Raw genomic sequence first — 25824 nt, forward strand, 5'->3', positions numbered from 1 at the left:
TTTTATTTTCTCGGCAAACTCCAAAAACGCCGGCAGATATTGAGATGATAGACGTGCCTCTCCCACTCAAGTCGCCAGGGCAACCGAGTCCCTCGACAAAAAATTAAATTTCGAATATATCGAAAAAAGTAGAGCGCTGAAATTTTTGCATTTTCTAAACACACGAGAAGCCAACCCCACAAAGAAATTTGTCCGCGACGAGTGGCCTCGAGTTCAATATAGTGATTCCATTTTTGTCGATGGAACATCGGGTCAGGATTCATTGGCACAAGCATGTAATTTTCTAACTTCAGAACCGGCGAGCCGGATTTTACCTCAATGCGTTCGTGAATTGATTTAATGAAATGAGTAACCGCGCCTTTGTGAAAAAATCGCATTTGTTGAGTTGGGTACGTGGCGGCGCAATCAACAACCTCTCCCTGTAAAACATATTTTCGTGGAACCCAAAACGCGGCTGATGGATGCCCCGTCGAAATAATAGTATTGATTTCAGTTTCCAATTTCGGCGTCATCAGCTCATCAGAGTCCAAGAAAAAAAACCACGAGTGACTGGCCGCCTCAAGCATTTGATTGCGGACACCAGAAAAATCTATAATTTTATTATTCGCATCCTTAAACTCTGATGCTTGAATGAGCACCTTCACGCCGTAGGCTCGAGCTAAAGACAGTGTTTCATCGGTTGAGCCGCCGTCACAAATAATTATTTCAGAAAAATTGGCAACCGAATCAAGCGCCTTCTGTAAACTTTCTCCGGAATTAAAGGTGAGAATTCCTACACTACACTGAATTTTGTTTCCGGTTTTATTCATGCTTTTTAAATGACTCAATGTTGGAAATTATTTTAGAAACAAACGATTTTAAACTGTGATCTCTCTCAACAATCGCCCGCAATTTCAGACCAAGAGAAAATCGCTCTTCCGAACTCATTTTGGCTATACCCAGGATTTTGTCAGATAAAGCCTTAAAATCAGCCTTTGGATACATTAAATCGCCTACAAATGGCCCTAAAACGTCCTTAAATGCCTCATTACAGGTCAAAATGGGCAATCCCACAGCCATAGCCTCCGGGACGACTTTATCGAGGCTGCCGGTATGTCCCATGTTAACGAAAAGATCATACTCGGAAAGCTTATATGGAAGGTCCACATTAGCAACTGCACCCTTAAAATTGATGACGCCCGACAAATCCTTTTTAGCAACTTTTTCCTTTAGACGAGCTAAATATGCCTCGTCCAAAAAGGTTAATCTCGGTCCTATGATGTCAACCGTAATTGGCGTAGAAATTTCTTGACGGACCTTTTCAATCGCCTCAATCAACGTATCGTAATCTTTCGATGGTGTGATTCTTCCTACTGTTACAATCCGAAGTTCCTTTTGGTTTGTGTTCTGTGGTCTGTGTTCCGTGTTAAATTTCCCCGTGTCGATTCCCTGTCCGATCACCTTTACTTTTTTGCTTTTTAATCTGAACCCGCTCGTAGTCGATGTAAAAACAATATCCGTAAAAAACAAAGCCACTTTCAAATGCCAGGGCGTGCTTTTATGGGCGTACCAAAGCGTCACAGTTTTACCAAAAAGTTTCCAAAAAATTCCTCCGAGAACAATGTATTCTGGATTCATGTGGACGAACACTGCGTCGTATTCATTTCTATTTTGTACGATATATCGTACAAAGCGCCACGAATACAGAAGTCGAGAAAAAGTTTTTAGTTTGTAGTTTGTAATTTTTAGCTTTTCTTTTCCCAAAGAAAAAACCTTTACATTGTTCGGCAAATTAACTTCGCCTTTTTCAAGACAAATCGCCACCACGCTTTCTGCCTGTTTAGAAAACTCCGCAATCCAACCATGCATAAACCCGAGCACCGCGTCTCGCTCATCAATTTTTTGGGTAACAATTAAAATCCGCATACTTCATTGTAACTTAGAAACCTCGTCGCGACTTACTTGCTAAAGTATATCATTCGTGTTATTGTTTTTTCAGTAAAAAAGGTTTGCGATCCAGCCAACCTGAAAGCGAAAGGGAGTTTGTGTTTGACACCTTATTGCAGTACCTCGTAAGCAAGTGGGGAGTCGAAAACGCGTTGCCTCCAGAGGCTCCGCCAATTGACTTCTTCATAGGAATTTCCTATGGCATGACCCGCACAAATCTTACAGTTGCCACCGAACGAATCACCCGTCTTACTGCGGAGATGGCGAGAGCGCAGCAAGCGCCAATTATCATTAGTTGCTGTGAATACTTATTTCGAGGCGCAGCATTTAGCGAGTGGCAACTGCGGCATCGAATTTTCGAAACCTTTCGTGTTCGATACTACCGAGCCGGTGACATGAATAATTCGATGCAGGAATCTCGGCAAATCCTCAAATGCGTCTCCGAACATGGATTACCGACAAGACACATCGGCATCGTCACGGGAATTGGCCATTCTCGGTTCGTTAGTGAGCGGTACGGGAAACTTTTCCCGAACTCGAAAATCACGATTACCTGTGTTCCTTTCGACTCAGAATATCAACCGGATCACCCAGCCTGGATTCAGCGGGGACCGTGGAGGTGGCTCTTCGCTCATGTTGCAAGGCAGATACTCTATCACGTGCGTGGCGAGAAAATGGCCGACATGCAACATTGGGTGCCAAAGGCATAATTATCCAAACTGAACTCTCGCAGTTCAGTTTTTTCTATATTTTTTTCTTGGCAATAACGTATAAATGACACGCCACAGCATCCGCTCCGGGCATCCAAAAAAACAGAAAATCAAAAAATTTAAACGGGCCCATGAAAAGCATTAAGAAGTGTGTAATAAATGGCGCGGCTTTTTTAGAACCAAAAGATAAAATGACACCGAACCAATAAGCTTTAAACATAAGGAGCGCGCTAAAAGGACCGGAACGAACTCCTGTTTCAACAATTTCCATTTCTTTAAATAAGTGCCTGAGACCACTTGTCGTCCAACGATTAAAATCATCTGGCGAGGCATGATACGGGTGAATAAACGGCGCGCTTATATACAAGTAGCCTCCGGGTTTTAAAATACGAATCATTTCCGAAGCTACGACGTTTGGATCTGCCACGTGTTCGAGCACAGATTCCGACACAAGCGCGGGAATAGAATTGTCAGCAAAAGGTAGCGCAGAAGCATCAGCCACAATATCAACTTCAGGAAATGGAAAAATATCGATGTTGATAAATTCCTTACCGATTCTTTCAGGACCAGACCCGACGTCGAGAGTCAGAGTATTCTCGGGCAAATATTTTCTAATTTTCCTCGGGCCATTGACCAACATCAACACCGGGCAGAAAAAATGCCAGATCGCATAATACAAAAGCGGCCACTGTTTGAAAAAAGATTTCAGCCAGTTGATGCCACTTTCATGCTCTTCTTTAAATTGCTCACGAGAAGTTTCTGAGATTAAAAATGGCCGACCAGAATTATCTACCGGATATTTTTTACCGTTTTGAGCAACCAAAAAATTACCTTCTTTTTTTAACGGCTGATGATCAACCGGATCAACAATCAACCTGAGTGTGTCCTTCGCCTGTTTAGCAGCTTCTTTTTTTAAATGTCCCAAACGATCTTTAATAATTAAAAGTATCGCTTCGATGCCGTCGCGATAGCGAATCTTCTTCCCTTCCCCAACACTTCTCGGAGCGTGAGAGATTGGAACTTCAAGTACGCGGAAACCAGCGCGAAGCGTTTGCACAATAAACGCAATGTCCCCTTCAAATCTTTTACCAGAATAAAATTGCTTGGCTCGAGCGGGGAAAATTTTGTAGCAGGTCCAAACGTCGGTAAATCCGGCTCCGTAAAGTACATTTATCAATTTAGTCGTCACCCAAGTTCCCAAACGTTGCACATAAAACCCACGACGCTTCACGTTGTGCAAATTGCGCGAACCGTAAACAATTGTGTTGTCATCCGTCGCAAATTTTAAAAGCTCTGGAATTTCCGCTGGATTGTACTCGAGATCGGCATCTTGAATGATTAAAAAATCTCCAGTAGCAAGCGCCAACCCATCCTGAACAGAAGTTCCTTTGCCTTTGTTTTGCGCGTGACGAAAAATTTTTAGTTCCGAGGCGTTGGCGGTGAGAATGTCTGAAGTCTTGTCCGTTGACGCATCATCCACCGCCACCACTTCGATTTCCCAATCTGGAATACGGACGTTGAAAACCCGCTTCAAAAGTTCGGGTAAGGTTTTCTCTTCGTTATAGATCGGAATTATGATTGAAAGCTTACGCATTTGGAAACCATTTCTTAATCAAACAACGACGTAATACTACAAACCCGTAGACCGCGAAAGTAAATATAAAAACATTCACCGGAATCCGGAAACGCCCGTTCATGCCAAAGCCGTTGGCTGAGGTGAGGACTGCAAAATAGGCTACCATTATAAGTCCCGTATAGGCAAACGGAGAAAATTTTTCCTTATACAAATACAGCGCGGCGCCGGCAAAAAATAATAGTGTAATTGCAATCCAAAATAATCGCACCAAAAGCACAAAAATTCCGGGAGAGCTCGCGTACATCAAAATATCCCGCGCTAATTCGAGCGGATCGGTCAAAAGCAAAACCAGCGCCGGCTTGTGCAACACATTTGGAATACTAATTCCTCCGTACCCAAGCACCGTGAGCATGTGATCGTGCGTAAAAAAAGTCACCATGCTAATGCCCATAGATTTCAAAAGTGCCACTTTATGTTGCATCAAAACCGCCACCGACTTGTCAGTGTAGAAACGTGAATTAGAAAGATCGGCTGGACCACCGGGAACTTCATCGACGATTGGAATTGCGCTGAGCTCAGATTCATAACTCGTCCCCTTGTCGATCGAAAGCACGGTAGGCACAAGCACAGTGTAGAGATTGTACGCGGGCTGAGCAGTCAAACCCCACACCCCAAACTCTTTCTTATTTCTGAGCACCCAAGGCAGAAGAACTAAAGCAACAACAAAAACAAAACAGAGTAACTGTTTGAAAAACCGGAGCGACAATTGTTTTCGGTAATGCAACAATAACAAAACCGGAATGATAATCGGCAAAAATTGCACCGTCGGCTTAATCAAAATTGAAAGTCCCAGGAAAAACCCGGCGAGCGCAATTGATTTAGTAGCTTGAGAATCCAAATATCTAAAAATAAAAACCAAAAACAACAAGAATAAAAAGGTAAAACTGGTTTCTGAAACCACCATGGTGGAAGAATAAATAGCTGCTGGCTCAAGCGCCAGAAAAAGACCAACGAGCCACGTGTACCGGCTTGGGAAAATTTTTCCTGCGAGATACATCCCAAGAATCGGAATGAGGCTCGAAAGGATGAGTTGGAAAATGTACACCGGCACATACGAGTGAAAAATTTTAGCGATCAACGCCATTGTGACAATCCATGCTGGTGGACGCATAGCGTTTGGCACAAACGGGGCTTGTGCAGATTCTGAATAGCCATTACCCGCGATTAAATTTTCACTAATTTCGAAATAGCCATCCGCACCGCGAACCGTTCCAATAAAGTCGCCGTGATTGAAATTTAAATACACAAAAAAAAGCCCTAACCGAAGAGCAACCGCAATACTGAAAATTATCATATAAGCCTTGTGTTTTTGGAAAAAAGCCCTGAAATTCATACTGGGTATACTAGCACTCGATTTCTCAATACAAAAGCCTCACTTACTTTGTCCGTTTGAAAATAAAAAGACGATAAATAAAAAAAGTGACACAGGCAATTCCTATAGTCACAAGTAACTTTGAGAAAATATACCAAAGATGCAACACTTCAACTAAAACGTACATCAAGGCGGCTGTCACAAAATAATTGGCGAGCGCGACTAAAAAATACCACGTAGCCTGAGCATGAACTCGATCGACAGATGTGTCTTCAAAAGCCCAAAATTTTTGTAGCGTAAAGCTGACGCAAAATCCAACAAGAAACCCGGCACTGACTGCCGGCACCAAAGACATACCCAAAAAATCTTTACAAACGTAGAGTGTGCTCGTGTCAGTTACAAAAGCCGCTCCACCAGAAAAAATAAAAGCAATAACGGTTCGTCTCTTAAAAAGAATACTGTGAACTTTTGGCGAAAGCGTTTGCAGAAAATTCCAGACGCTTGTTTCGAGCTTCTTGAGCATTAATTGTTTTTAAATCGTTTTAGGAAATCAGAACCGTACACACCAGTTAAAAGATCCAAATCCTTTTTGCTCTTCATCAACAGATCAACATTTTTATCTCGCAAACTTTCCAAAACTTCGACGCCATATGTATCCCCCACCATTTTTTCGTACAATTCTGAAAACGCCGCGAAGTCTTTAATAAAACAGTGCCCTCCGGCGCCTCGTCCACTCTTGTGTACCGGCTCCAAATGACTCGCTCCAATCCGCGGATCAGCAGCCACAGCATTCTTCACCGTAGACCAATCAATATTTTCTTTTTCTGCCAAATCATGAAAAATGTTGGCAAAGATTAATTTAAAATAGAAAAAACAATTTCCTGCGTATTTTATAAGTTCCGCTTCTTTTGCTCCGGTGATTAATTCAAACGGAGCTTTCGGCAAAATCGCCATCACATCCTTCGCCTTAGCCGCGTGCTCTTTCGAATCTTTTGGAACACCGATAATGTTCCGCTCAGGCTCTGCCGCGTCTTTACTTGCGGTCACTTCTCGTAAAAATTCTGGAGAATGGAAAACGTAGATATCTGGATTTTCATTTTGAATGGAAAGCGTCGTGCCAGGAACAATGGTTGATTTAATAACAGCTGTCTTCCCCTTCCCCAAAAGTTTTACGGCATCACGAATAATATGATCATCAAACCCTTCACTCGTAGTCGGTGTTGGGACTGCGATAAAAACCACATCACAATCTTTAATTTTTGATTTGTTTTGTATGTATGGCGTTTCCAATGAATAGCGGACAATAGAAAATCCTCGATTTTCAAAATCATCTGCGTAGGCCTTTCCCACAAAACCCTGGCCAATAAAGCCGACAAGTGGCTTAGCCTTACTATTTGATTTGGCGGCTTTTTTTGTTGGCATAATTCGACTATTTTACACGAAATTTGACTCTAAGCAAAACATATCCCCCCTCTCGCAATTAGTTCGATTGGTACGCCCCCTCAATTGAATTTTTGTACTCATGTAAATACTGTTCTTTAGTTTTTGCCAATTCGTCCACCGCGTGCGGTGCAATTTGCAAAGCATAAAAAGTTCTCAACTGATTATCTTCTATGAGTTGCGAAATGGTGGAAACAAAACAATTCAAATCATTAACAGGACAATCAAATGAGTGACCTTTGTGATTAAGTAGTTCCGGTGCGATGCCCACATCAGATGAAACGGCAGGACAACCACTTGCCACTGCTTCAAAAAGCGCTAACCCAAAACCTTCATACAAAGAAGTTTGAAGATACAAATTGGCAGTTTTGTAATAGGAAATCGTGTCATGTTGCCAACCTTCAAAAACCACATTTTTAGAAAGCTGTAAGCTGTTAGCTTGTAGCTGTAAGCTTCTTTTCAGTGGTCCATCACCAACAATCACCAGTCCCGTCGTTGGATATTTTTTAACCAACTTTTTTAAAATTCGCAGAGCAAACTGAACATTTTTTTCATACGTTAACCGAGCCACTACCAAAATAATAAAACCGAAATGGGAATACTTTTGCTGGAGACTGAAACTTGGTTCGGCGCTTCGAAGTTTTTCAACGTCCGTAAAAATCGGCAGTATCTTAGTTCGTAATTCGAAATTCCTAATTCGTAATTCTTTCAAAGAATTGAAAATTCTTTGACTAACAACACGAATGGCATTCGCTTTGGGCAACACGCGCCTTGCAATTAAAACACGCACCCTATTGAGAAAAGAGGCTCTTTTAAAATACGGATTAAGAAAATCAGTGTGAATTTGAATGTGCAGTGGCAACTTGAACCGCGTGGCAATTTTCATCGCCACGTAACCGGTTTCAAAAGGATCCTGCCCTGTAATAACGGAATTAGGAATTAGGAATTTCGAATTACGAATAATACGCTTCCCAATCCAAATGGCGTCAAAAATATAAAACCATCGATTCCAAGAATTTGTACGATATATCGTACAATTAGGAGCGATCTGTATCTTATGCTCCGTGGTCTGTGTTCCGTGGTCTGTTCTCCTCGTCGAGAATACAACGATGTGAAGTTCCTCAAAAAGCCCCGCATATTCAACCATCCGCGCGCGAACTGCGCTTCCCTCTTCAAATATTTTCCGATCACTGCTTATTGATAAAACCTTGGTCATACTTTTTTGCTAATTTCCAAAAACTCACGGCTAATGTCTTCCCACGTATGAACAAAATTGAACGCTTCAACCTTTTTTTTCTGAGCTTCGTAATTTTCAGGATTCGAAAGCCACAGGATTTTTTCGGCTATTTCTTGAATGTTTTCAGGATCGACAAAAATGGCGCAGTTTGTAATCCGTTCATGGAGACCAGTTTCGCGTGTCAAAATAAAAGGCTTATTGAAACGAATCGAATCTAAAATCGAATTGGGGCTAATATCGCCCAAAGAAACCAAGATAACCGCGTAGGCTTTAGAAATTTTATCCATAAAAACTTCAAACGTGGCATTCCTGACATCGAGCGAAATAGAATCATCGTGAGTTTTAGCCTTCGAAAAAGCTTCTAACAGTCGCGTATTGTTCTTCCATTTGAGCAATCTTGTTCCAGCGATAAAATTTTTATCTGTTGGTGTATGTGAAATTTCCTTTGGTCCGTAAAAATTTTCCACCACAAAAAGTTTTGCCGAATGTAATTGGTAGGCTTTTTGAAAAATATCCTTTTGCCACTCAGTACTAAAAATAACCGCATTTGATTTTTGCAATACAAACTTGGTCAAAGAAAATAAAAATTTTTCTTTTCTAGAAAATTTCCCAACCGACTCAGTATAAAAATTTCGGAATAACACCAAATCCCCCGTCCGCTCAACAAAGGATTCCCACAAAAAATCTCCTCCAGTCCGAACGATACATTTCTTCCCCAAAAGCCTCGCCGCTAAAAGCGTTGGCAGGGCGACACTAAACGTATCAAAAGCAAAAATCACATCCGTTTTAAAAACCGCGGAAAGAATTCTAAAAAAGAAATATGCGTGTCGAATACCCGTCGGCAATCGTCTTTCAAAACTGAAAAATTTTACCGCAACGGTATGCCCATCTTTTTTAAAAATGGTTTCTAAATTTTTACTGTATTGTGCTGGACCGCCAATATCTGGCGGGTAAATACCCGTAGCAATGAGAATTTTCATCTGATTAAGCATACCGTTAATACAATAAAGGGTATTGAACCACAGGGCAAGCCCTGCACCCTAAATGAAATCAAAAACTCGCCTTCCTTCAGCGGTGCAGTGGGTAATCAACCCTTTGTTGCGACTTCGACTCGGACGCTGTGTACAATCAGAATTGTACACGCGCTCCTCGCTCGTCGCAATAAAAAACAAAGCCCGAGAGAGCTTTGTTACACGAATATTTTCTCCGGCACAAGCACAGGTGACCTGAACTTACAGAAACTTAGTAATCCGAGATCAGCTTCGTGGCCGCCGCGACAAGACATGATCGTTCCCGCCATCAAAGCACTGTGGTGACTGAGTGCTGTGCCACCCAAAATATCTTGCACTCGGTGGAATAGGAATTTCTGAAGAGCTTGAGCTTTTGAGTATTTCTGCGGCCAACAAACGGTGTTGATCATCGGTGAACCGAAGAGCGATGCCAACCAACAAAAGGCATACCGCCGCTTCGGAGGCCAACCTTGAGCTCTGGCCCGAAAGATTTCCTCAAGCACTTCCAGATCTCCAGGAAAAACCAAGTGAGCGTTTTTTTCCCCAAGCCCTGGGTAATTGATTTCTACCCTAACTTGGAGATTTGGCATACTCTCAAACCTGATCGGGCACAAAGTGACTGAGCGACCCGAAACTGAATAGCCCCACTCGTACTTTCGCGTTGGCGTTATCCACGAAACGTTCTCGTCAATCTCAAGGGTTTTAGGCTTAACTACATCCCACAAATCCCAACACCGCCCGTGGTACGGAGGCCAACCCGAGCCCGTAACGATGACACCGTCGAGCCCGGTAAATCGCAGAGGGAGAACGTGCTCAATGATCCGAAGCTTCAAGCCTTCGTGATGAAGGTACAGAAAGCGAAACAATTTACTGTACTTGGCAATCCGCCAATCGATAGGAAGAAGTAAGTTATGACCCAGATACGGTTTCCAATGCCACCCGGGCTCGTCCGTTGGTGAAAGCGTGAGCCACGCCTTTCTTCCGAAGCAGTCAAGACCAGTGATAGTCACCGGTTTCTTTAAACGCAGTTTTTTCATAGGAACAACCAAAGTTTTCTAAACAAACCTTACTGAAAAAAATCCTGCTTGTCAAACAAAACTAGACCTGCTCAAAAACTTCCTCTTTCATACGTTTTGCGACGAGGCTCCAATCATATTTTTCCTCTACCATTGCTAAGGCATTATCGATAATATATTTTCTTGATTCAAAATCTTTCATCAGTTTCTCAACTTTAAGCGCAATGCTTTTTGGATTTCCTACTTCACAAAATAGTCCTGTCTCGCCATCTTTCAAGAAATCTAATATGCCGCCGACCGGAGTGGCAATGACTGGAAGTCCGGCCGCCATAGCTTCAATAAAAGAATTACCCATGCCTTCTGAAAGCGAAGGACGGATGAAAATGTCAGACGCCCACAAATACGGTGGCAGATTTTCATGAGAAATAAATCCCGCAAAATTTATTCGATCATGAAGCTTTAAGCTATCAGCTTGCAGCTTTAAGCTTTTGTGAAGCTCTCCAGTTCCAATAATCAAAAATTTTACATTTTCAGGCAAATACTGAAGCGCATCAATAATATCTCCAACAGCGTTTTTAACCACCAGGCGTGATGTTGTGACAATCACGGTATCATCTTCCCCGAACCTAAATTCGCTGCGAATTCGGGTTCGTTCCTCTACTTTTAACTTTTCACTTTCAACTTTAAACTTGCGGACGTCGACGCCATTCGGTACAACTACTGGCGACGTCCGCGCCCCCATCTCCCTCGCAAAATCCGCCAAGTAATGTGAAATGGTTTGAATTCTGTTGGCTTTCGTAAAAATCATTTTAAAAATCGGGTACATGAGACCAACGCGGCGTTTAATGTAGGAAATCGGATCGCCTTCCTGCAACGTCAGGACAAAAGGAATTTCGGGTTTACAAAGTTTAAAAAATAGCGCACCAAATCCGGCGTAGTTGGCCATCACTGACCAAATGACATCATAGTGATTTTTTCGATGAAGCGAGAGTGCTTTGAAAAAAGCAAAAAATGGAAAAAAATATTTATAAATTTTAAATTTAGCAAGAAAGGCATTGTCCCCCGCTCGCCAGCCAAAACCAACTCGGTACACATTGACGTTACCGATCCGTTCAAACTTTGGCGCACTCTTGCGTAGCGTAATCATGTCGAAAGAAATTTCCTCGGGGGAAATCCTGTCCGTAATTTCTTTCACTGCCACTTCTGCCCCTCCGATAAATCGCGGATAGTAGACTAAAGAAAAAATTAAAATTCGTTTCGTTTTATTCATAATTATTCAGCTTACTCTAGTATCGTATATTCATCCGCCTTACTTTCAGTGGTAGTTTGTTTTGGTTTGGCGACAAACAATCCCAATGCTCCCAGTGCAATCACCCCAGCCAAGGCATAAAACCAAACAGACGTGCCAGAAGTTACCTGTGGCTTATCAGTATACGAAACCTTTGTTGAGTTGGATACATTGGCGAGCGAAGTGTCTTGAACACCGCTCTCCTTCGAAACTTCAACCGGCGAAACCGCAGGCTTAGGTTTGGAAACAGGAACTTCAGTTACTTTTTTCGGTTCAACCGTTTTTGTAACCGGAGCCGCTACCACTGCTGTTTTTGGTTTTGATTCTTGGTTAACATGTCCGGGTGTCGGAGGCAATGATTTCCAACTACCGTTTATTTTTTGCAACGAATTACCTTCCAAATAGGTTTTTTCTCCCGTGTACGAAACTGTGTCTTCAACCGTTGTGCTACTACTTTTCAAAATTAAAATTTCCCCCGTCTGACTTAAAGAAAATGTGCTATCAAAAATCGTCCCAACAAACTGAGGCCAATCAGTTAAAAACTTTTTAGGATCATCGGCAATAACAGCAAAACCACCCGAGAGAATTGTAGGGCTTCCTTGAAACAGCGACAATTTGTGGTTGGTCTCCCCTTCTAGAAATTTCCACGTTGAAGTTGAGATGGTCACTGCTTCCAAACCAACATTGGTAATTTCAACCCACTCTCGTCCACCATCAGCGCCAAAGGCGTCATACATAATTTCGTTAAAAGCCACTCCCGCAAAAGCAGTCCTAACAAAGAATAGGCTTGCGAAAATGATTACGAAAAAAAATCTATGAGCGCTCATCATGATCGACTTTAAGCAAATCGCGCAATACACTTTCCGGAACCTCTTTGGTTTTCTTTTCTTTCTGTGGAGGAACTTCCTCAACTTTCTTAGGTTCAGCTACTTTTTCTTGCCGCGCGGCGGTAGGTTGAACGGAATTTTTTTCAGCAGCGCTTTTCTGTGGAACAACCTCAGCAGGAACTTCTTTAGCTTTCAGGAGCGATGAAAGCGCTTTTCGTAATTCATCAAGATTTTCTTTGCCAATCGTTTTTGGTTTCTTTTGCTGGTCACCAGCCTTTAATTGATTAAGGGAAATCGGCGACGGTGAATTTGAAACTGCAAGAGTCGGATTTTTTTTAGGTGTAGAAAATACTGGAGCTTGAGTGGTGGGAGTAACAGCCCGAACTGGTCGAGAGTCAATTTGTGGTTTAAGTATCGCGGGTTTGAGTTTCGGCATCAAAGCTAAAAGATCAGCCTTCAACTTCGAGCCTGAAGCTGAAATGGTAGGAAGCGCGACAGGCGCTGGAGTTGATGGTTTTTTCGCTGGTTCCTCTTTTTTAAGCTCAATTTTTTCCGCTGGCTTTTCAATCTTTTTCACAACCACGGGAACAATCGGCGCGTGCCATGTTTGAATTCCCTCCTCCACTTTTGCTCTCGGTGCTCCGAATTGAGCACGCGAAGAAGCGATGATGGCATCTTTATGGGATACGGCAGGTTTTTCAATCGGCGCCATGGTGGTTGCCGAAAATGGAGCCGAACCAACACTATCAATCATCAGTTTAAGATAAATTTGATACACTCCAAGATTCACCAAATCTTCCGCGGTAAATTGTGGCGCAAATTCCTTTTCGAGAACTTCAGCATCATAGGCTCCGACTCGAAACGTCACCATCGTTCCCACGTTTCCGAACACCGCCGCTCGCACTTCTTCTTCCATTTGTTCAATGTACTGGTGGGCAATAGTTAAATTTAATTTATATTTTCGAGCTTCGGATAAAATATCAGCAAAACTTTTGTTGGCAAATGATTGGAATTCGTCGACGTAGAGATAAAAATTCGGCAACTTGTTGAGTTCAACTTCTGATGCATCAGCGCGCGACATCGCGGCCAAATAAATTTTGGTAATGAGCATGCTTCCCAAAAGATTGGCATTGCCTTCGCCAACTCTTCCTTTTGAAAGGTTGATGATCATGATTTTTTTCTCATCCATGATCTTTCGCATGTCGAAACTCGAGGTCGGTTGACCGACGATATTTCGAATCAAGGGATTTGAAGTAAATTGCCCCACTTTATTTTGAATAGCGGGCGTGGCTTCTGCCGCATATTTGTCGGTATATTTTCCGAATTCATCTACCCAGAAAGAGCGTACCGACGGATCTTTGATATTGGCCACCACAAGTTTACGAAAATCTTTATCAGCCAACATTCGGTTGATACCAAGAAGCGTTGAACCCGGATACTCGAGAAGAGCCAAAAGCGTGTTGCTTAAAATGTACGCCATTCTGGCGCTCCAGGCGTCCACCCAAATTTTTTCAAAGGTCGACATGAGGCCGTTGACCACGAGATGCCTTTTGTCAGGACCAACATCTTCCATAACGTTGAACGAAATCGGATAGTCCATATCAAACGGGGCGAAATATAAAACATCTTTGATGCGATGTTCAGGAACATATTCCAAAAGTAGTTCGGCGGTTTTGCCGTGCGGATCGATGAAGGCAATTCCCTCACCATTTTGAATATCTTGAATCGCCATGTTTTCAAGCAAGGTTGATTTACCCATACCGGTTTTCCCGATGACATAGGTGTGACGAGATCGATCCTTGCGCTTGATGCCAAAAGGAGTTCTTCTGTTACGCGAATCGGTTTGAGCGAAGTACGTGACTTTGTTATCGTCGGTGGACATTTGACCATATTATAGTATGTATTCTAATAATAGACCAAGCCCCCGCTCCGCCTTTGGCGGAGCGGGGGCTTATTTTTACAAAAGAAAAACCTCCGGCCGAAACCGAAGGTTGAGAGAGATTCAGGCGATTGCCATTGAGGCCACGAAGAGGTCGTGCCGGAATTTTGGGCAAAGCCATAGTGGCCGAAGTTTTTCAACCAACTCCGAAAAACCAATCTGTGAAAAAACCTGCCGGCATGCTTGCAGGAAATCTGCAAAAACCGCAAAAGCCGACTTCGCAGCAAGTTTGACAACCTGTGCCGCAACACAAATGTGTTCGAATTCGACTTCACCCAACACAAGCCAGGCACGTACCATGCTCCGAAGCTCCGAGCCACATTCTTGCATTTGCCCACGGCCATAGGCGGCTGCGACCCTTGCGGCCCTTTTCGGTTTCATTTTGGGAAATGCGTCAGCCAGTATTGACTGGTCAGCAACATCAATTTCCGTTCGGCGCGCAAAAGCCGAAATTGCTTCAATCTGGAGCGTGGTGTAACCTGAATTTTTAGTTTTCACCTGAATACTTATTTTGATTTGGAGATCGATACCGATGAGAAGAACTGATTGTTCAACACACCGAGCATCTGGATAAATAGTATATAAAATGAAAAGTTGTTTGTCAACAACAGGCAATGTTTTAATTATCCTGTCAAAAAAATTAATTTAAAAAAAATAGCCCGATCCTGTGGTGGATCGGGCTGATTAGCAAACACGGCTCAAGCCGCGACACCGCGAGCGAGATTGCCTCGCCCGCCAAACAGGAACGCCTGCCGTGCGGCAAACTCCGCGTCCGTTCCCGCCCACATGGCAACTCCCGGATCAACCGAGTCGAGAACTCTGAGTCCCGCGCGCCTGAGAAGGCCGATTGGGATTTTGGTTCTCTCCTCTATTGGCAAACTCAGAACGTGGGCGCGGATCAGGTGACCGTTGCCGTTGCGGTGACTGTGGGCGCCTCCATTGATGATGGCCGGCAGAACTAATGCTGACATAATTACTGCTTTGTGATTACTTACTACGTAAACTGGGGGGCTGGGAAAAACAATACTCCTCGAGTACTTATGTGTCAACGAAAACCTGTGTCTAACTTATTGATTGACACTCACCGCGTCGGCGACTTTAAGCGCCGCGACAGTGTAATGGTTTGAAGCATTCCACAACATCCAAGAATTTAAACCAGAATCGTACGTTGCTTGAATTTGTTTATCCACCATCTCTGCCGTATAGGTCGCGCCTAAATTAAAATCTTGAAGCCACGGTCTAATTTTTAATTGAGAAAATTCTTCCTTAGGATACAGTTTCGGACTGGTAGAAGCAATGGCCGCCGATCCGTCAAAAGAAATTTTTGTCGTCGTTGCAATTGATCGCCTCACTGCCGCATCCATGGAAAACTTCACCACTTCGTACGGTTTATCAGCCGGATTTTTAAAACCCATAAAGGTTGGCGGATAGTGGGATGGATAGACCATCGGGGCAACATAATCAAAATATGGCAGAGCATTTTCAAGCACTTGGCCGATTCCTAAATCATCTGTATTGGTGGTAGTCATACCAAAAAGATCGGCAGATAAAACAGCGCCCATCGGTTTCAGGTGAGTGTTAAGATAGGCAAAGAAATCTCTCAAGACCGTTGGTTTAGAATTTTTGCCACTGTACGGATACGCGATATCTTTCATGTTTCCATCAGATGGAAATCGAATATAATCAAAGTTCAATTCATCAAAACCAGCTTTGTAGGATTCGGCGCCAATGGCTGTAATATATTTCCACTCCTCTTTTGATCCCGGATCAATCCAGCTAATACCTTTGTAATCTTTCCAAACTGCACCGTCACTTTCTCGCTTGACTGCAAGTGTCGGTTTCAATTTTACCAAATAGGCATCCTGAAATGTTGAAATTCGGCCGATGACATAAATCCCCCGCCTGTGGAGATCGGCAATAAATTCTCGGGCGTCGGGAATACGATTTTCAAACGCGCCAATTTCTTTGAGGTATGGATCATCGGGACTGAATGCAATTCGTCCACTATAATCTTTAATGTCGATCACCACAGAATTGATTTCGGTGGTGTCGATAATATTGACGAGCTTACTTCGCAAATCTTTTGATCCGGCAACCCAGCTGGTCATGTAAATCGCTTTCACCGAGGAAGGTGTGGGTACGTGTGTTGCAACAAACTCTGCCTTTGGATCTTTAGCAGTAGCAATGATTGAAGTGGAAGTAGCGACAGGTCGAGTCACATTCAATCCAACACTTGTTGATAAATAACTTGGCAAAATAAAATAACACAAAACGAAAACGGCGAGCACAAGAATTGCAAAGACAAAAAACCACGCGGCGCGCGCTCGAGAAATTCCCATCTTCTTGCCTGCAATTTTAAACTGTCGGGCTCTGTTCATTGGAATTACTTACAAATACTTCGGGTTGTTTTATTTCTACTACTGGTTCAGGCGCTGTTGCCACAACGTGAATTTTTTTAGAAGTTCGTTTGTGCTTAACACTGGTAGCTCTCACCGATCTCATAGAAAAAGACATGGCGAGTAACCACAAACCTAGGGCGAGCAGGAAAAAACTTTTCCATGCGGAAGGAAATCCTAGGGCTGGCAGTACAATCAGAAAAATTCCGATGCCTAATACTGAATTAATGTATCGCATAAAAAGATTATACAGGATGCTCTTGAAAAAAAGAAATTATTAGTCATGTGTACAAAATGCTATAATGACACCAGCGTAGAAATTTGAAACTTCACCCAAGAAAGGCGGGTGCATATGAAAATTATAAAACTTTTCGATCCGTGGAAACTAGCAACCTACAGGGCGCGCGATCATGCTGATCATCTTGAAAGACGGCTTCAAAAATTTTGTCTCCTAAGTACACCAGAAGACGTTGTTGCTAAAGGAGAAAAGTGGGGTAATGGCCAGATACTGACAACTCGAGACGGCGGTACTCAGATTTGGCGAGGACAAATAAATAGCGCGTGGTTCGAGCAAATTCCCCAACCAAAATGGATAACACCGACCGGAGACGGAGTACTCATAGAACTTAAGCTCACCTGGTTTGCTCGGAGAATACCGATCTCTCTTACCTTAGGAAAACGAGAAAAACCAAAGATACTTTGGGTGCGAGATTCACAGAGTCTCCCATATTCCTTAAAAATTACGATCGCAAGTTTTTACCAGAATAAGGGAGGAAAAGCCTTACTCTCCAGAAACTTTTTTCCCAGACGATTGTTCTTCACTACCACTGATGGCGAACAGGGATTTTTTACGAGAGACAACGATCCGGAAAATTTAATACTCCGAGACCACGGTCTGCATGACCCTACTACCGCCAAGCCGCCTAAGAAAAAGAAAAGTTAGTATACTGGTATCTCTTTGATACCAGTATTTTTTTGATATACTCAAAGTATGACAACATCACTTGAACAAAAACATTGCCGAGCCTGCGAGCTCGGTGAAGGAAAACTAAATCACGCTGACATCGAAGCTTTTATGACCCACACGCCACAATGGACTGTGGTAAAAGATCACGAGATTTTTCGCGACTTTAAATTTAAAAACTTTGCTGAAGCGCTCGCCTTTGTAAATAAAGTTGGTGCGCTCGCCGAATCCGAAGGTCATCATCCGGATGTCTCGTTCGGTTGGGGCTACGTCAAAATTACCCTCTCAACTCATGCGGTAGATGGACTCTCAGAAAATGATTTTATTCTCGCGGTGAAAATAGATACACTAGAAAATAGTCGGTAGTAAGTAGACATGTAGAAAAACAAAAGAAAAACTTCTGACAAAATGACTGTCAGAAGTTTGAAAATTTAGCAAAAGCCCTTAGACGATTCTCTCACCGGCTCAGTCGCATCAAAAAACACTCTGTCTCCGGTCACGCCACCATCCTGATGCCGAGGCTGGTGTTGAGAAATACGGTTGGCGCCAAGATGCCAGCCGCCACCTTCCTGCTCGGCGCGGATTGCCCAATCAGTGCCCTTAAGATGGAAAATATTCTCCGCATGTTCGTGAACAACCAGGAACCGATCGATCGTGGGATCGGGAACCTCACCAGATGGTTGAAGCGCCAGTAACCCAAAGATATGGGCGAGCGGCACTGTGCGAGTTCCCCTTCCCAAAGCGGCAGATATCTCGTCGTTAGTTGCCCGATCGAGAAGTTTCCCGGCCTTAATTCTCATTGCCGGAACATTTTCCTCAACATAGTCACGAATCAAAACTTTAAAGTTCTGACCGAAAAGGGCGAATCGAACACTCCTTACAGAATGTTCTTCCTGAAACCCCTCCCGCGCTAAGAAATACGGAACCCGCGGTAATGTAACTGCACCAATGATCTCTATCAGATTTGTGGGATAGTTCATAACTCAACTTTCTGTCTTTGGCCTTTAGTGGCCGTTTTCTACCGGAAACCTTATCCATAAGTCGCCCCCCTGTCAAATATAAAAATAAAAAGCACCACTACTATAGGGTGCTTGCTTGAGCGCTGATTTCGATACTGTAACGCTCCTTTAAAATTTGCGTAAATCGGTCGACGTCGCCGGAGCATTCGCCATCGAGAATGGTTGTCATGTAGACTCGGTGATCGAGAGTCAAAACACTTCCCAGACACCAGATCCAGAAAATATTTTTGGCTAAAGCCGGCGTCGGTATCGCACGCGGATAACAAACAAAGTATGTGCCGGAACGTGGCGACTGACGAGTGTACAAACGTTGCAGAGTAGTTTCATCGTTTGGCCGAACCAACTCAATTTCGTAGTGATTGCCTACTGGCACCTGACCGAAGTGGTCGTAAAATTCCTCCGCTTCAAGAAAAAAGTGCGCGGGAGAGGTGGAGAGATGGCAACGGGCTTGAAACACATGGGTCACAAGGCCAGAGTGCACTGCGATTTCGATATTCATGGTAAAGAAAGAACAGGAATTTTCTAGCGACAAACTAACACAAACAGAAAATTTTGGCCACCTTTGTTCAACCTTTCTTTTGTGTAGTTATGGATGAACAATCACCACAAACTCCCCTCTCACTTTTTCAGCGTTGCTTGTAAAAAATTCCAGAAGTTCAGCTGGCGTTCCCATTTTCACTTCTTCGTGAATTTTAGTGAGTTCGCGACAAATCGTCACTTTTTTACTTGGCGCGAATTTAATTAAAGATTCAAAAGTTTTCAAAATCCGATGGGGAGATTCATAAAAAACCATGGCTCGTTCGGAAGCGGCAATTTCCTTAAAGAGCGTTTCCCTTCCCTTTTTGTGTGGTAAAAATCCAAGAAAAGTAAAGTCAGCTACTGGCACGCCGGCAATGGAAAACGCAGTGGTAAGTGCTGATGGCCCTGGCACTGATTCAATTTTCGCCTCGGGCATGGCTACGCGAATTTGCTTGACTAGGTACGAACCTGGGTCAGAAATCCCCGGCGTTCCCGCGTCGGTCACCAAGGCTAAATTTTTCCCTTCGGAAAGAAGTTGCACAATTTTCTCAACTTTAATGCCACTGCGTTCTTCGTTGTAGGTCAGCAAATGTTTGTCCAAAATTTCATGCCGATCAAGCACGCGCTTGGTCATTCGCGTATCCTCGCACAAAATCACATCGACTTCCTTGAGCACTCGAAGCGCCCGAAGCGTGATGTCTTCTAGGTTACCGATTGGTGTTGCCACTATATATAAAATTCCCATAATTATTTTAATATTCTTCCGCCTTATAAACTCATTATTCTAATGTTCTCAAGAACTTCAGAACATTCTCTGCTCGTGATGTAAGTTTATGACGAACCGAAACACTATCCGACTTCTTGAGCACAAGACCAGCAATGGCAAGGCGTCGTAAATGATCTGAGGCTGTCTTATAGTTTAGTTTAAGTAATTCGGTAACTTCATCAACAGACATTTCTGGTGTTTTCTTTAAAACTTCGAGAATTTGAATTCGCCGATGATTTGCAAATCCACGAACCAGCCGCTCAAGTGTTCTGTAATTTTTTTGTTTCTCCTTCTTTTCCATTCGATTGTAGTTTTTATATTCTAATGTTCTCAAGAATATCAGAATATACTACTACATTCAACTTTATAAACCTTTAACTAATTCCCCTCCTATCTTGTAAATATCTCCGGCTCCGACTGTAATAACCACATCATCAGCTCTAGCACTCTTTTTCAACTCTTGCACAATCGCATCAAAACTTTGAAAATACGAAACATTTTTATTCTGAGCCACGATTGCGTCGGCGAGCATCTTGCTTGAAATGCTCGAATCGAAAGGTTCACGCGCAGGGAAAATATCCGCCACAATAATCCTGTCAGCTTTGGATAGCGCTTCAACAAATCCGGAAAATAAAGTTTTGGTACGAGAATAGAGATGAGGTTGGAAAACAACGGTGAGTTTTTTCCCTGGAAAAAATTCACGAGCGCTTGCGATTAAGGCACTGATCTTTTGCGGATTGTGGGCATAGTCATCGTAAACCAAGGCATCCGACTTCATTGTTCCCACTTTTTCAAACCTTCGCCATGTGCCCTGAAAATTTTTGAGTGCTTCGCAAATTTTCTCGCGTGGAATGCCGAGCACCGCTCCAACCGTAAGTGTCACCTGCGCATTTTTAATATTGTGCTCACCCGGAACCGGCAACGATAACCCTGTAACATCTGCCGAGCGATAATCCAATACCGTGGCCTTGGCAGATTCTAAAACTGGCGCAACATTAGGATCAGAAAAATCGGTAATAATAAATCCATCTTTGGGAACTTTGTTGGCCAACTCAGCATAAGCTGACTGAATATCTTTCAAATCTTTAAAATAATCCAAATGATCCAAATCCAGATTATTGATTACTAAAATTTTGGGAGAAAGCGACAAAAATGAGCGGCGATATTCGTCTGCCTCAACCACCAATACATCGCTTTTGCCAAAAACAAAATTGGATTTTTCGCGATTCAAAATGCTACCGATAATAACCGTTGGCGACAGTCCAGCATCGATAAGTGCTGTAGCAACCATACCGGTCGTGGTCGTTTTCCCGTGCGTTCCTGCAATCGCAACTGTATATTTGTCTTTACTAATTTCTCCCAGTGCCTCGCTGTAAGAAAGTGAAGGAATGGAAAGTTTTTTGATTTCAGAAAGCAACGTTGGTTCTGCCACTTCAATCGCCGCAGTGTAAATAATCAAATCAGTATCCTTTGGAATTTCTGAAACACCCTGTTGTCCAAAAGTAATTTTCGCCCCAAGTTTTATAAGCTCATCGGTAATTTCTGAGGGTGCTCGATCTGAACCTGTCACCCGCTTGCCTTCGAGCAAACACATCCTGGCAATGGCAGATACGCCGATGCCTCCGGTGCCAACAAAATGAATGCGTTTAAATTTTTCAAAATTTCCATTGGAATTAGTGACCATACCCAGTATCCTAACGCACTATATAAATATTGACAAATAAAAAATTATATGATAATTTGCCCCCAGTAAACACAATCAACCGGCTCTAAGCAATCTATGAACAAGGAGACTTTTGAGAAACTCCAGCTCCCCATCAGTACCGTCAACTGGAGTGCACGGGTTGACACAATATTTGGGAGGTCGAGTCTTGAACGTATAATTGACATTTATGTGAGTCAAGAAAACATGGGCGGCTACCTCCAAAAAACAGACCGGTCATGACACAACCGCGGACTCCTAAAGTTCCGTAACTTTGGAAGAAAGTCGCATGCTGAAGTCGAACTAAAGTTATCAGAGCACGGGTTGCCAAACCTGCAAGATGGCGCGACCGTCGTAGAAGAGTTCCGCCGTGCGGAAGCTAACCCGACCCTCCTCACAGGAGTCACTTTCGTAAGCGACTTACTCGCGACCGAAATTATCACGGGAGTTCTAAAGGCTCTGGGCAGAAAACACGGCTCTAAAATTGTCCGGCAAATCATGGCCATCATTTAATTAGTCCCGCGGCGGAAGTTCTGACTTCCGCCGCTTTTATTTTCGTAAAAATAAAAAGCCCGGAAATGTATTCCGAGCTAGGCGGCAAAGTGGGTGCGACTCTTTTGCGACCGGTGTTGATATCCATTCCGGGATGCCGATTTGACCGACTTACGAAGATGGGCGTTGCGAAAATCCAGCGCGCGTTGAGCTTTTTGAAAAGCCAACTGAGTGTTCCAGGCAATGACCGTTGCGATCCAAATTACTCGGTTTACACCAGTTCTGCCTTCGATCCGATTTTTTCTGAATTGAAGTCGCACAGCTACATGCGTCCCTTCTTGCGGAACGATCCCGGGATGAATCTTGTTAAGGCCAAACTCAACCCTCTTCCGGGCGGCCCGCATAACGCAACAGGAATCGAGGTTGAAAGGAACCTTCCCCACCACGTTCTGAATCGAAAACTCACCCTGTTGTTTTCCGGGGTGGTACCAGGTAATCAAACCAAACCTGACGTTGTACGTCTTCATTGTGGGTGCTTTCAAAAATATTCCAGCTAAATCCAAAGAGGTACGGCAAGCCGTATTTCTCGCAACAGCGAGAAAATTTAGATTGGGGATACTGTGTACTCGCAAGATGCTAGCATTACGTAGAAAATATATCAAACCCGGTAGTAGATTTTGGTATCGTCCCGATTCGCTTCGCGAATCGGGACAGAACAAAGTTCAATGCCAAAATTCACTACCGGGAAATTAAAAAGCCCAAGGAATTTCTTCCTCGGGCTGTGATGGATCTTGTAGATCAGAAACGGTTGGGGCGAAAATGTCGCCGTTCGCCCTGCCGTTGACGGTTATCGCCGTAGCTGGCTGCGTTAACAGCGGCAACCTTTTCGGCTTTGGTGTTTTTGCCACCCGTAGCCGCGGCGAGGGCTGCCAGTTCACCGTCATCCTGCAGCGGGAACTTGACGAGTGTTTCGTCCGCCATCGCCTGAGCGACGTCGTCGTGAGTTTCTTCAGCGGGCATCGGGCGCGGATCCTGGGGGTATTTTTTCCAGCAAATGCCCCCCGAGCCTGATGACTCAATCTGCCACTCGTTAAAGCAGGAGATGCGCAATGACCCGACACGCCGAACGTAGACTTGTCCGCATGGATCGTTTTCATCTTCCCTGCGCGGAAACCGCCTGATGAGCTCGAGCAAGGTGCCCTGGGCAACAACATAGGCGGGGCCATCAGTGTGCTCGTCGTTGTTCCAGTGGTCATACGCGACCACCCGAAAAGTCGCCGGCCTGTTTTGCTCAAGGCACAAATAGGCCTGCCGATACTGGTCCCACGGGCCCCAGAAGTAAGCCGTCCAGTTTTGATCGGCCTTCGGTTGGTGCTTGGTGCGCTCGAAAACGATCCAGTCACCAGCCACTGGCGGTGCGTCAGGACGAGGGCCAGCGAAATAAATCCCGCCGCTCCCTCCTTCGACAACGTGGCACCGTTCGTCGTTGATGTAAATACGCTCTCGATCCTGGGTTTCCGCAAACCCAAAACCCCGTTGTGTGTCAAAAGACAGCACCTCTGCAAACTCAAACTTCTTCATAAGTTAAGTGTAGTAATAATTTCAAACAATTCCCCAAAAAGCAGGTCTGCCGCGGTTCAATCCGCTTTACTCCCCACAGGCGAGAGTAAAATTTAGAGAATTTCTGCCGTCGAAAACACTATCATAATATTGATAGGGTGTCAAGAGTATAAAAATGTTTTTTACGAACAAAAAAGTTACTTAGAATTTACATCCTCGGTGGGCGTGGAGAGACTCGAACTCTCAACCTTTACAGGATACGCTTCTGAGGCGTACGCGTATACCAATTCCGCCACACGCCCACCGAAAATACAAAAAATTTTAGTCGTGGGATTCTGAGCCGGTCACCTGTCGTTTTCTGCTGAAAACGCACGCGAAGTCTCACGACACTCGTCCCTACTCGCCCGTCTCGGCACGTCTGCCTCCGACCCTGAAACTCGCCCCGCGAGTTTCAGCGCCTATACCAGTTCCGCCACGTGCCCAACGGGAGAATAGTAACAAAAACCAACCAAAAAAGAAGTGTTACTTTTGTGGAGCAAAAATAATTTTTAAAGCTTCAAAATACTCAGGGTAAATTATCGGCAAATTCAAAATCTCATCGGGCGTAAACCATTCCGCCGCTTCGACTTCCCCATCGTTGTGTTTAAAATTTTCTGTCGGGTTTTTTAGCGAAGCTTCATAGATAACAAAAAAATTTCGTTGATCGCCAAAATTAGTAAACGTGCCAGTGTACAAAATTTTATCAGCAACAATTTCTGCACCAATCTCTTCAAAAACTTCACGCGTGAGCCCAGCCAAAACAGCCTCGCCTTCGTTCAATCTCCCGCCAGGCATATCCCACTTCCCCCAGACTTTTTTGTTCGGGTGCTGTGGACCTCCGGTTTTAGGATACTGCATGAGCAAAAACTTTCCGTCTTTTTTGATAAGAGCTTTTTGATTTACTTGACCAACAAAATGAGTTTCGTGTGGTTTTAGCATTGGGGTGTTGGGTAGTGAGCACTAACCTTCGAAATAAATTCACATAAATATAACGCCCTTCGTGCGCGTACTAGGATTCGAACCTAGGACCCCATCAGTATCAGTGATGTGCTCTACCAACTGAGCTATACGCGCACGAAAGAAACTATAAATACTTGTATCTTTGCAATGAACTTCGAACCTAGGTTCCAGATAATTTTCTGCTGAAAATTTCAGTAACCTTACCTCGGCGCGTCCGCCTCCGGTCTTGCGAAGCGAAAACTTTCGCTTCTTTCCTTACAGGAACAGTACACCTTGTGGCTCTCGAAGACTCGAACTCACAAGGTCTTGCGAAGCGAAAACTTTCGCTTCTCACCCCACAGCATCAGTGATGTGCTCCCCGCCCGAACGTAACGCTTCGGTACGGGCGGGTACCAACTGAGCTATGCGCGCATATTGAAACAAAATGAGCAACGAGCTACACGATAACAAAAAAGTTCAGAAACAGCAATCCTTAAACCAATCCGTAAACGGAGAGCCCCGCTCCGCCAAAGGCGGAGCGGGGCTCTAAAATACCATTCTTTATTTTGTTCCGTTCACCCGGTTGAGTTCGCTTAAGCTGAACTCAACCTTGTGCCGGGAACCTCCCGGCAGGAGCTCCTATTTATGATTAGAGAGCTATCACCACTCCGACGGGTTACGTCGGAGATCGACTCTATAAGTTTGTGCCGCCGAAGCGAACACAAACGTTGTTTCAATTGAAATACTCCACGAGCAGCTTCCGCTACCCGTGCCTTGTTACGACTTACTCCCTGTCATTGAGCTTACCTTAGGCCGCCATAAATGCGGACTTCGGGTACTCCCAACTCCCTTGAGTTGACGGGCGGTGAGTACAAGACTTGAGAACGTATTCACCGCGGTATGCTGACCCGCGATTACTAGCGATTCCGATTTCATGAGGTCAAGTTGCAGACCTCAATCCAAACTGAGGCCACTTTTCTGACGATTAGCTCGGGATTACTCCGTCGCAACGCGTTGTAGTGGCCATTGTTCCACGTGTGTAGCCCAGGGTATCAGAGGGCCATGCTGACCTGGCGTCATCCTCGCC

At 44.0% G+C, this 25824-nt stretch carries 28 protein-coding genes, 2 tRNA genes and 1 rRNA gene; 5 read left to right on the forward strand and 26 right to left on the reverse strand.

Annotated elements, in window-relative coordinates:
- Nucleotides 1-2 precede the first annotated feature (2 nt).
- Both V4467_01670 and V4467_01675 read right to left on the reverse strand, forming a co-directional pair.
- Entirely contained in the window at nucleotides 3-809 is an 807-nt protein-coding gene (locus tag V4467_01670) for a glycosyltransferase family 2 protein (protein MES2087682.1), read from the reverse strand.
- The gene (locus V4467_01675; GenBank protein MES2087683.1) at nucleotides 802-1905 is read right to left on the reverse strand and encodes a glycosyltransferase; all 1104 of its coding nucleotides are present in this window, start codon (nucleotides 1903-1905) and stop codon (nucleotides 802-804) included. The genes V4467_01670 and V4467_01675 overlap by 8 nt, the downstream gene beginning before the upstream one ends.
- A gap of 119 nt (nucleotides 1906-2024) precedes the next feature.
- Here V4467_01675 and V4467_01680 point away from each other — a divergent pair, with 119 nt between their 5' ends.
- A complete protein-coding gene (locus V4467_01680) occupies nucleotides 2025-2636 on the forward strand; it encodes a hypothetical protein (protein MES2087684.1) in 612 nt (203 codons plus the stop codon).
- Between the two features lie 34 nt (nucleotides 2637-2670).
- Here the strand turns inward: V4467_01680 and V4467_01685 are convergent, their stop codons facing one another.
- The 14 genes from V4467_01685 to V4467_01750 form a co-directional block, all read right to left on the reverse strand.
- The gene (locus V4467_01685; GenBank protein MES2087685.1) at nucleotides 2671-4230 is read right to left on the reverse strand and encodes a glycosyltransferase; all 1560 of its coding nucleotides are present in this window, start codon (nucleotides 4228-4230) and stop codon (nucleotides 2671-2673) included.
- On the reverse strand, nucleotides 4223-5605 hold the full coding sequence (locus tag V4467_01690; protein ID MES2087686.1) for a glycosyltransferase family 39 protein: 1383 nt from the start codon (nucleotides 5603-5605) through the stop codon (nucleotides 4223-4225). Before V4467_01690 ends, V4467_01685 begins: the two co-directional genes overlap by 8 nt.
- Before the next feature lie 43 nt (nucleotides 5606-5648).
- Nucleotides 5649-6107: a GtrA family protein gene (locus tag V4467_01695; GenBank protein ID MES2087687.1), complete on the reverse strand. Its 459-nt coding sequence runs from the start codon at nucleotides 6105-6107 to the stop codon at nucleotides 5649-5651.
- Nucleotides 6107-7006 (reverse strand): hypothetical protein, encoded by a 900-nt coding sequence (locus V4467_01700; GenBank protein MES2087688.1) that lies wholly within the window; start codon nucleotides 7004-7006, stop codon nucleotides 6107-6109. Before V4467_01700 ends, V4467_01695 begins: the two co-directional genes overlap by 1 nt.
- Nucleotides 7007-7064: 58 nt before the next feature.
- The gene (locus V4467_01705) at nucleotides 7065-8240 is read right to left on the reverse strand and encodes a glycosyltransferase (GenBank protein ID MES2087689.1); all 1176 of its coding nucleotides are present in this window, start codon (nucleotides 8238-8240) and stop codon (nucleotides 7065-7067) included.
- Nucleotides 8237-9241, reverse strand: coding sequence for a glycosyltransferase family 4 protein (locus V4467_01710; GenBank protein ID MES2087690.1), 1005 nt, complete (start codon nucleotides 9239-9241; stop codon nucleotides 8237-8239). Before V4467_01710 ends, V4467_01705 begins: the two co-directional genes overlap by 4 nt.
- A gap of 209 nt (nucleotides 9242-9450) precedes the next feature.
- Nucleotides 9451-10308: a hypothetical protein gene (locus tag V4467_01715; GenBank protein MES2087691.1), complete on the reverse strand. Its 858-nt coding sequence runs from the start codon at nucleotides 10306-10308 to the stop codon at nucleotides 9451-9453.
- 61 nt (nucleotides 10309-10369) lie between these two features.
- A complete protein-coding gene (locus V4467_01720; GenBank protein ID MES2087692.1) occupies nucleotides 10370-11557 on the reverse strand; it encodes a glycosyltransferase family 4 protein in 1188 nt (395 codons plus the stop codon).
- Nucleotides 11558-11568: 11 nt separating this feature from the next.
- Complete coding sequence (locus tag V4467_01725) at nucleotides 11569-12312, reverse strand: hypothetical protein (GenBank protein ID MES2087693.1); 744 nt, start codon at nucleotides 12310-12312, stop codon at nucleotides 11569-11571.
- A gap of 76 nt (nucleotides 12313-12388) precedes the next feature.
- Entirely contained in the window at nucleotides 12389-14284 is a 1896-nt protein-coding gene (locus tag V4467_01730) for a type IV secretion system DNA-binding domain-containing protein (protein MES2087694.1), read from the reverse strand.
- A 120-nt stretch (nucleotides 14285-14404) separates the two neighbouring features.
- Nucleotides 14405-14956, reverse strand: coding sequence for a hypothetical protein (locus V4467_01735; protein ID MES2087695.1), 552 nt, complete (start codon nucleotides 14954-14956; stop codon nucleotides 14405-14407).
- A gap of 83 nt (nucleotides 14957-15039) precedes the next feature.
- Complete coding sequence (locus tag V4467_01740) at nucleotides 15040-15312, reverse strand: hypothetical protein (protein ID MES2087696.1); 273 nt, start codon at nucleotides 15310-15312, stop codon at nucleotides 15040-15042.
- Nucleotides 15313-15408: 96 nt separating this feature from the next.
- Entirely contained in the window at nucleotides 15409-16719 is a 1311-nt protein-coding gene (locus tag V4467_01745; protein ID MES2087697.1) for a putative glycoside hydrolase, read from the reverse strand.
- Entirely contained in the window at nucleotides 16697-16975 is a 279-nt protein-coding gene (locus V4467_01750) for a hypothetical protein (protein MES2087698.1), read from the reverse strand. The genes V4467_01745 and V4467_01750 overlap by 23 nt, the downstream gene beginning before the upstream one ends.
- Nucleotides 16976-17089: 114 nt before the next feature.
- Between V4467_01750 and V4467_01755 the strand changes: the two genes are divergently transcribed.
- Nucleotides 17090-17680, forward strand: coding sequence for a hypothetical protein (locus tag V4467_01755; GenBank protein MES2087699.1), 591 nt, complete (start codon nucleotides 17090-17092; stop codon nucleotides 17678-17680).
- A 48-nt stretch (nucleotides 17681-17728) separates the two neighbouring features.
- Entirely contained in the window at nucleotides 17729-18067 is a 339-nt protein-coding gene (locus V4467_01760) for a 4a-hydroxytetrahydrobiopterin dehydratase (GenBank protein MES2087700.1), read from the forward strand.
- A 65-nt stretch (nucleotides 18068-18132) separates the two neighbouring features.
- Here the strand turns inward: V4467_01760 and V4467_01765 are convergent, their stop codons facing one another.
- From V4467_01765 to V4467_01785, 5 genes are all read right to left on the reverse strand, one after another.
- Entirely contained in the window at nucleotides 18133-18681 is a 549-nt protein-coding gene (locus V4467_01765) for a hypothetical protein (protein MES2087701.1), read from the reverse strand.
- Between the two features lie 100 nt (nucleotides 18682-18781).
- A complete protein-coding gene (locus V4467_01770) occupies nucleotides 18782-19219 on the reverse strand; it encodes a hypothetical protein (protein MES2087702.1) in 438 nt (145 codons plus the stop codon).
- A gap of 87 nt (nucleotides 19220-19306) precedes the next feature.
- Complete coding sequence (gene rsmI / locus V4467_01775; GenBank protein ID MES2087703.1) at nucleotides 19307-19984, reverse strand: 16S rRNA (cytidine(1402)-2'-O)-methyltransferase; 678 nt, start codon at nucleotides 19982-19984, stop codon at nucleotides 19307-19309.
- A 34-nt stretch (nucleotides 19985-20018) separates the two neighbouring features.
- Nucleotides 20019-20306 (reverse strand): winged helix-turn-helix domain-containing protein, encoded by a 288-nt coding sequence (locus V4467_01780; GenBank protein ID MES2087704.1) that lies wholly within the window; start codon nucleotides 20304-20306, stop codon nucleotides 20019-20021.
- Nucleotides 20307-20369: 63 nt separating this feature from the next.
- Nucleotides 20370-21689 carry a Mur ligase domain-containing protein gene (locus V4467_01785; GenBank protein ID MES2087705.1) on the reverse strand — a complete coding sequence of 440 codons (1320 nt, stop codon included), beginning with the start codon at nucleotides 21687-21689 and terminating at the stop codon, nucleotides 20370-20372.
- Nucleotides 21690-22031: 342 nt separating this feature from the next.
- Here V4467_01785 and V4467_01790 point away from each other — a divergent pair, with 342 nt between their 5' ends.
- A complete protein-coding gene (locus tag V4467_01790; protein ID MES2087706.1) occupies nucleotides 22032-22220 on the forward strand; it encodes a hypothetical protein in 189 nt (62 codons plus the stop codon).
- A gap of 65 nt (nucleotides 22221-22285) precedes the next feature.
- Entirely contained in the window at nucleotides 22286-22756 is a 471-nt protein-coding gene (locus V4467_01795; GenBank protein MES2087707.1) for a hypothetical protein, read from the forward strand.
- Between the two features lie 241 nt (nucleotides 22757-22997).
- Here V4467_01795 and V4467_01800 read toward each other — a convergent pair whose 3' ends face one another.
- From V4467_01800 to V4467_01820, 5 genes are all read right to left on the reverse strand, one after another.
- Nucleotides 22998-23780, reverse strand: coding sequence for a hypothetical protein (locus tag V4467_01800; protein MES2087708.1), 783 nt, complete (start codon nucleotides 23778-23780; stop codon nucleotides 22998-23000).
- Between the two features lie 199 nt (nucleotides 23781-23979).
- Nucleotides 23980-24061: transfer RNA gene (locus tag V4467_01805), tRNA-Leu, on the reverse strand.
- 220 nt (nucleotides 24062-24281) lie between these two features.
- On the reverse strand, nucleotides 24282-24737 hold the full coding sequence (locus V4467_01810) for an NUDIX hydrolase (protein MES2087709.1): 456 nt from the start codon (nucleotides 24735-24737) through the stop codon (nucleotides 24282-24284).
- Nucleotides 24738-24799: 62 nt separating this feature from the next.
- Nucleotides 24800-24872, reverse strand: a tRNA-Ile gene (locus tag V4467_01815).
- 600 nt (nucleotides 24873-25472) lie between these two features.
- Nucleotides 25473-25824, reverse strand: a 16S ribosomal RNA gene (locus tag V4467_01820); the annotation flags it as partial.

It is taken from the genome of Patescibacteria group bacterium, assembly GCA_040390045.1.
Lineage (GTDB): Bacteria > Patescibacteriota > Minisyncoccia > Phycocordibacterales > SIBU01 > SIBU01.

What these genes read in the sequence shown, in the direction of transcription:
- V4467_01760 (MES2087700.1), top strand. Translation starts at nt 17,729, where the DNA reads ATGACAACATCACTTGAACAAAAACATTGCCGAGCCTGCGAGCTCGGT.
- rsmI (MES2087703.1), bottom strand. Translation starts at nt 19,984, where the DNA reads ATGGGAATTTTATATATAGTGGCAACACCAATCGGTAACCTAGAAGAC.
- V4467_01695 (MES2087687.1), bottom strand. Translation starts at nt 6,107, where the DNA reads ATGCTCAAGAAGCTCGAAACAAGCGTCTGGAATTTTCTGCAAACGCTT.
- V4467_01705 (MES2087689.1), bottom strand. Translation starts at nt 8,240, where the DNA reads ATGACCAAGGTTTTATCAATAAGCAGTGATCGGAAAATATTTGAAGAG.
- V4467_01745 (MES2087697.1), bottom strand. Translation starts at nt 16,719, where the DNA reads ATGAACAGAGCCCGACAGTTTAAAATTGCAGGCAAGAAGATGGGAATT.
- V4467_01700 (MES2087688.1), bottom strand. Translation starts at nt 7,006, where the DNA reads ATGCCAACAAAAAAAGCCGCCAAATCAAATAGTAAGGCTAAGCCACTT.
- V4467_01725 (MES2087693.1), bottom strand. Translation starts at nt 12,312, where the DNA reads ATGTATGACGCCTTTGGCGCTGATGGTGGACGAGAGTGGGTTGAAATT.
- V4467_01675 (MES2087683.1), bottom strand. Translation starts at nt 1,905, where the DNA reads ATGCGGATTTTAATTGTTACCCAAAAAATTGATGAGCGAGACGCGGTG.
- V4467_01740 (MES2087696.1), bottom strand. Translation starts at nt 15,312, where the DNA reads ATGTCAGCATTAGTTCTGCCGGCCATCATCAATGGAGGCGCCCACAGT.
- V4467_01715 (MES2087691.1), bottom strand. Translation starts at nt 10,308, where the DNA reads ATGAAAAAACTGCGTTTAAAGAAACCGGTGACTATCACTGGTCTTGAC.
- V4467_01765 (MES2087701.1), bottom strand. Translation starts at nt 18,681, where the DNA reads ATGAACTATCCCACAAATCTGATAGAGATCATTGGTGCAGTTACATTA.
- V4467_01710 (MES2087690.1), bottom strand. Translation starts at nt 9,241, where the DNA reads ATGAAAATTCTCATTGCTACGGGTATTTACCCGCCAGATATTGGCGGT.
- V4467_01685 (MES2087685.1), bottom strand. Translation starts at nt 4,230, where the DNA reads ATGCGTAAGCTTTCAATCATAATTCCGATCTATAACGAAGAGAAAACC.
- V4467_01770 (MES2087702.1), bottom strand. Translation starts at nt 19,219, where the DNA reads ATGAATATCGAAATCGCAGTGCACTCTGGCCTTGTGACCCATGTGTTT.
- V4467_01670 (MES2087682.1), bottom strand. Translation starts at nt 809, where the DNA reads ATGAATAAAACCGGAAACAAAATTCAGTGTAGTGTAGGAATTCTCACC.
- V4467_01750 (MES2087698.1), bottom strand. Translation starts at nt 16,975, where the DNA reads ATGCGATACATTAATTCAGTATTAGGCATCGGAATTTTTCTGATTGTA.
- V4467_01755 (MES2087699.1), top strand. Translation starts at nt 17,090, where the DNA reads ATGAAAATTATAAAACTTTTCGATCCGTGGAAACTAGCAACCTACAGG.
- V4467_01785 (MES2087705.1), bottom strand. Translation starts at nt 21,689, where the DNA reads ATGGTCACTAATTCCAATGGAAATTTTGAAAAATTTAAACGCATTCAT.
- V4467_01690 (MES2087686.1), bottom strand. Translation starts at nt 5,605, where the DNA reads ATGAATTTCAGGGCTTTTTTCCAAAAACACAAGGCTTATATGATAATT.
- V4467_01720 (MES2087692.1), bottom strand. Translation starts at nt 11,557, where the DNA reads ATGAATAAAACGAAACGAATTTTAATTTTTTCTTTAGTCTACTATCCG.
- V4467_01800 (MES2087708.1), bottom strand. Translation starts at nt 23,780, where the DNA reads ATGAAGAAGTTTGAGTTTGCAGAGGTGCTGTCTTTTGACACACAACGG.
- V4467_01730 (MES2087694.1), bottom strand. Translation starts at nt 14,284, where the DNA reads ATGTCCACCGACGATAACAAAGTCACGTACTTCGCTCAAACCGATTCG.
- V4467_01795 (MES2087707.1), top strand. Translation starts at nt 22,286, where the DNA reads ATGTATTCCGAGCTAGGCGGCAAAGTGGGTGCGACTCTTTTGCGACCG.
- V4467_01780 (MES2087704.1), bottom strand. Translation starts at nt 20,306, where the DNA reads ATGGAAAAGAAGGAGAAACAAAAAAATTACAGAACACTTGAGCGGCTG.
- V4467_01810 (MES2087709.1), bottom strand. Translation starts at nt 24,737, where the DNA reads ATGCTAAAACCACACGAAACTCATTTTGTTGGTCAAGTAAATCAAAAA.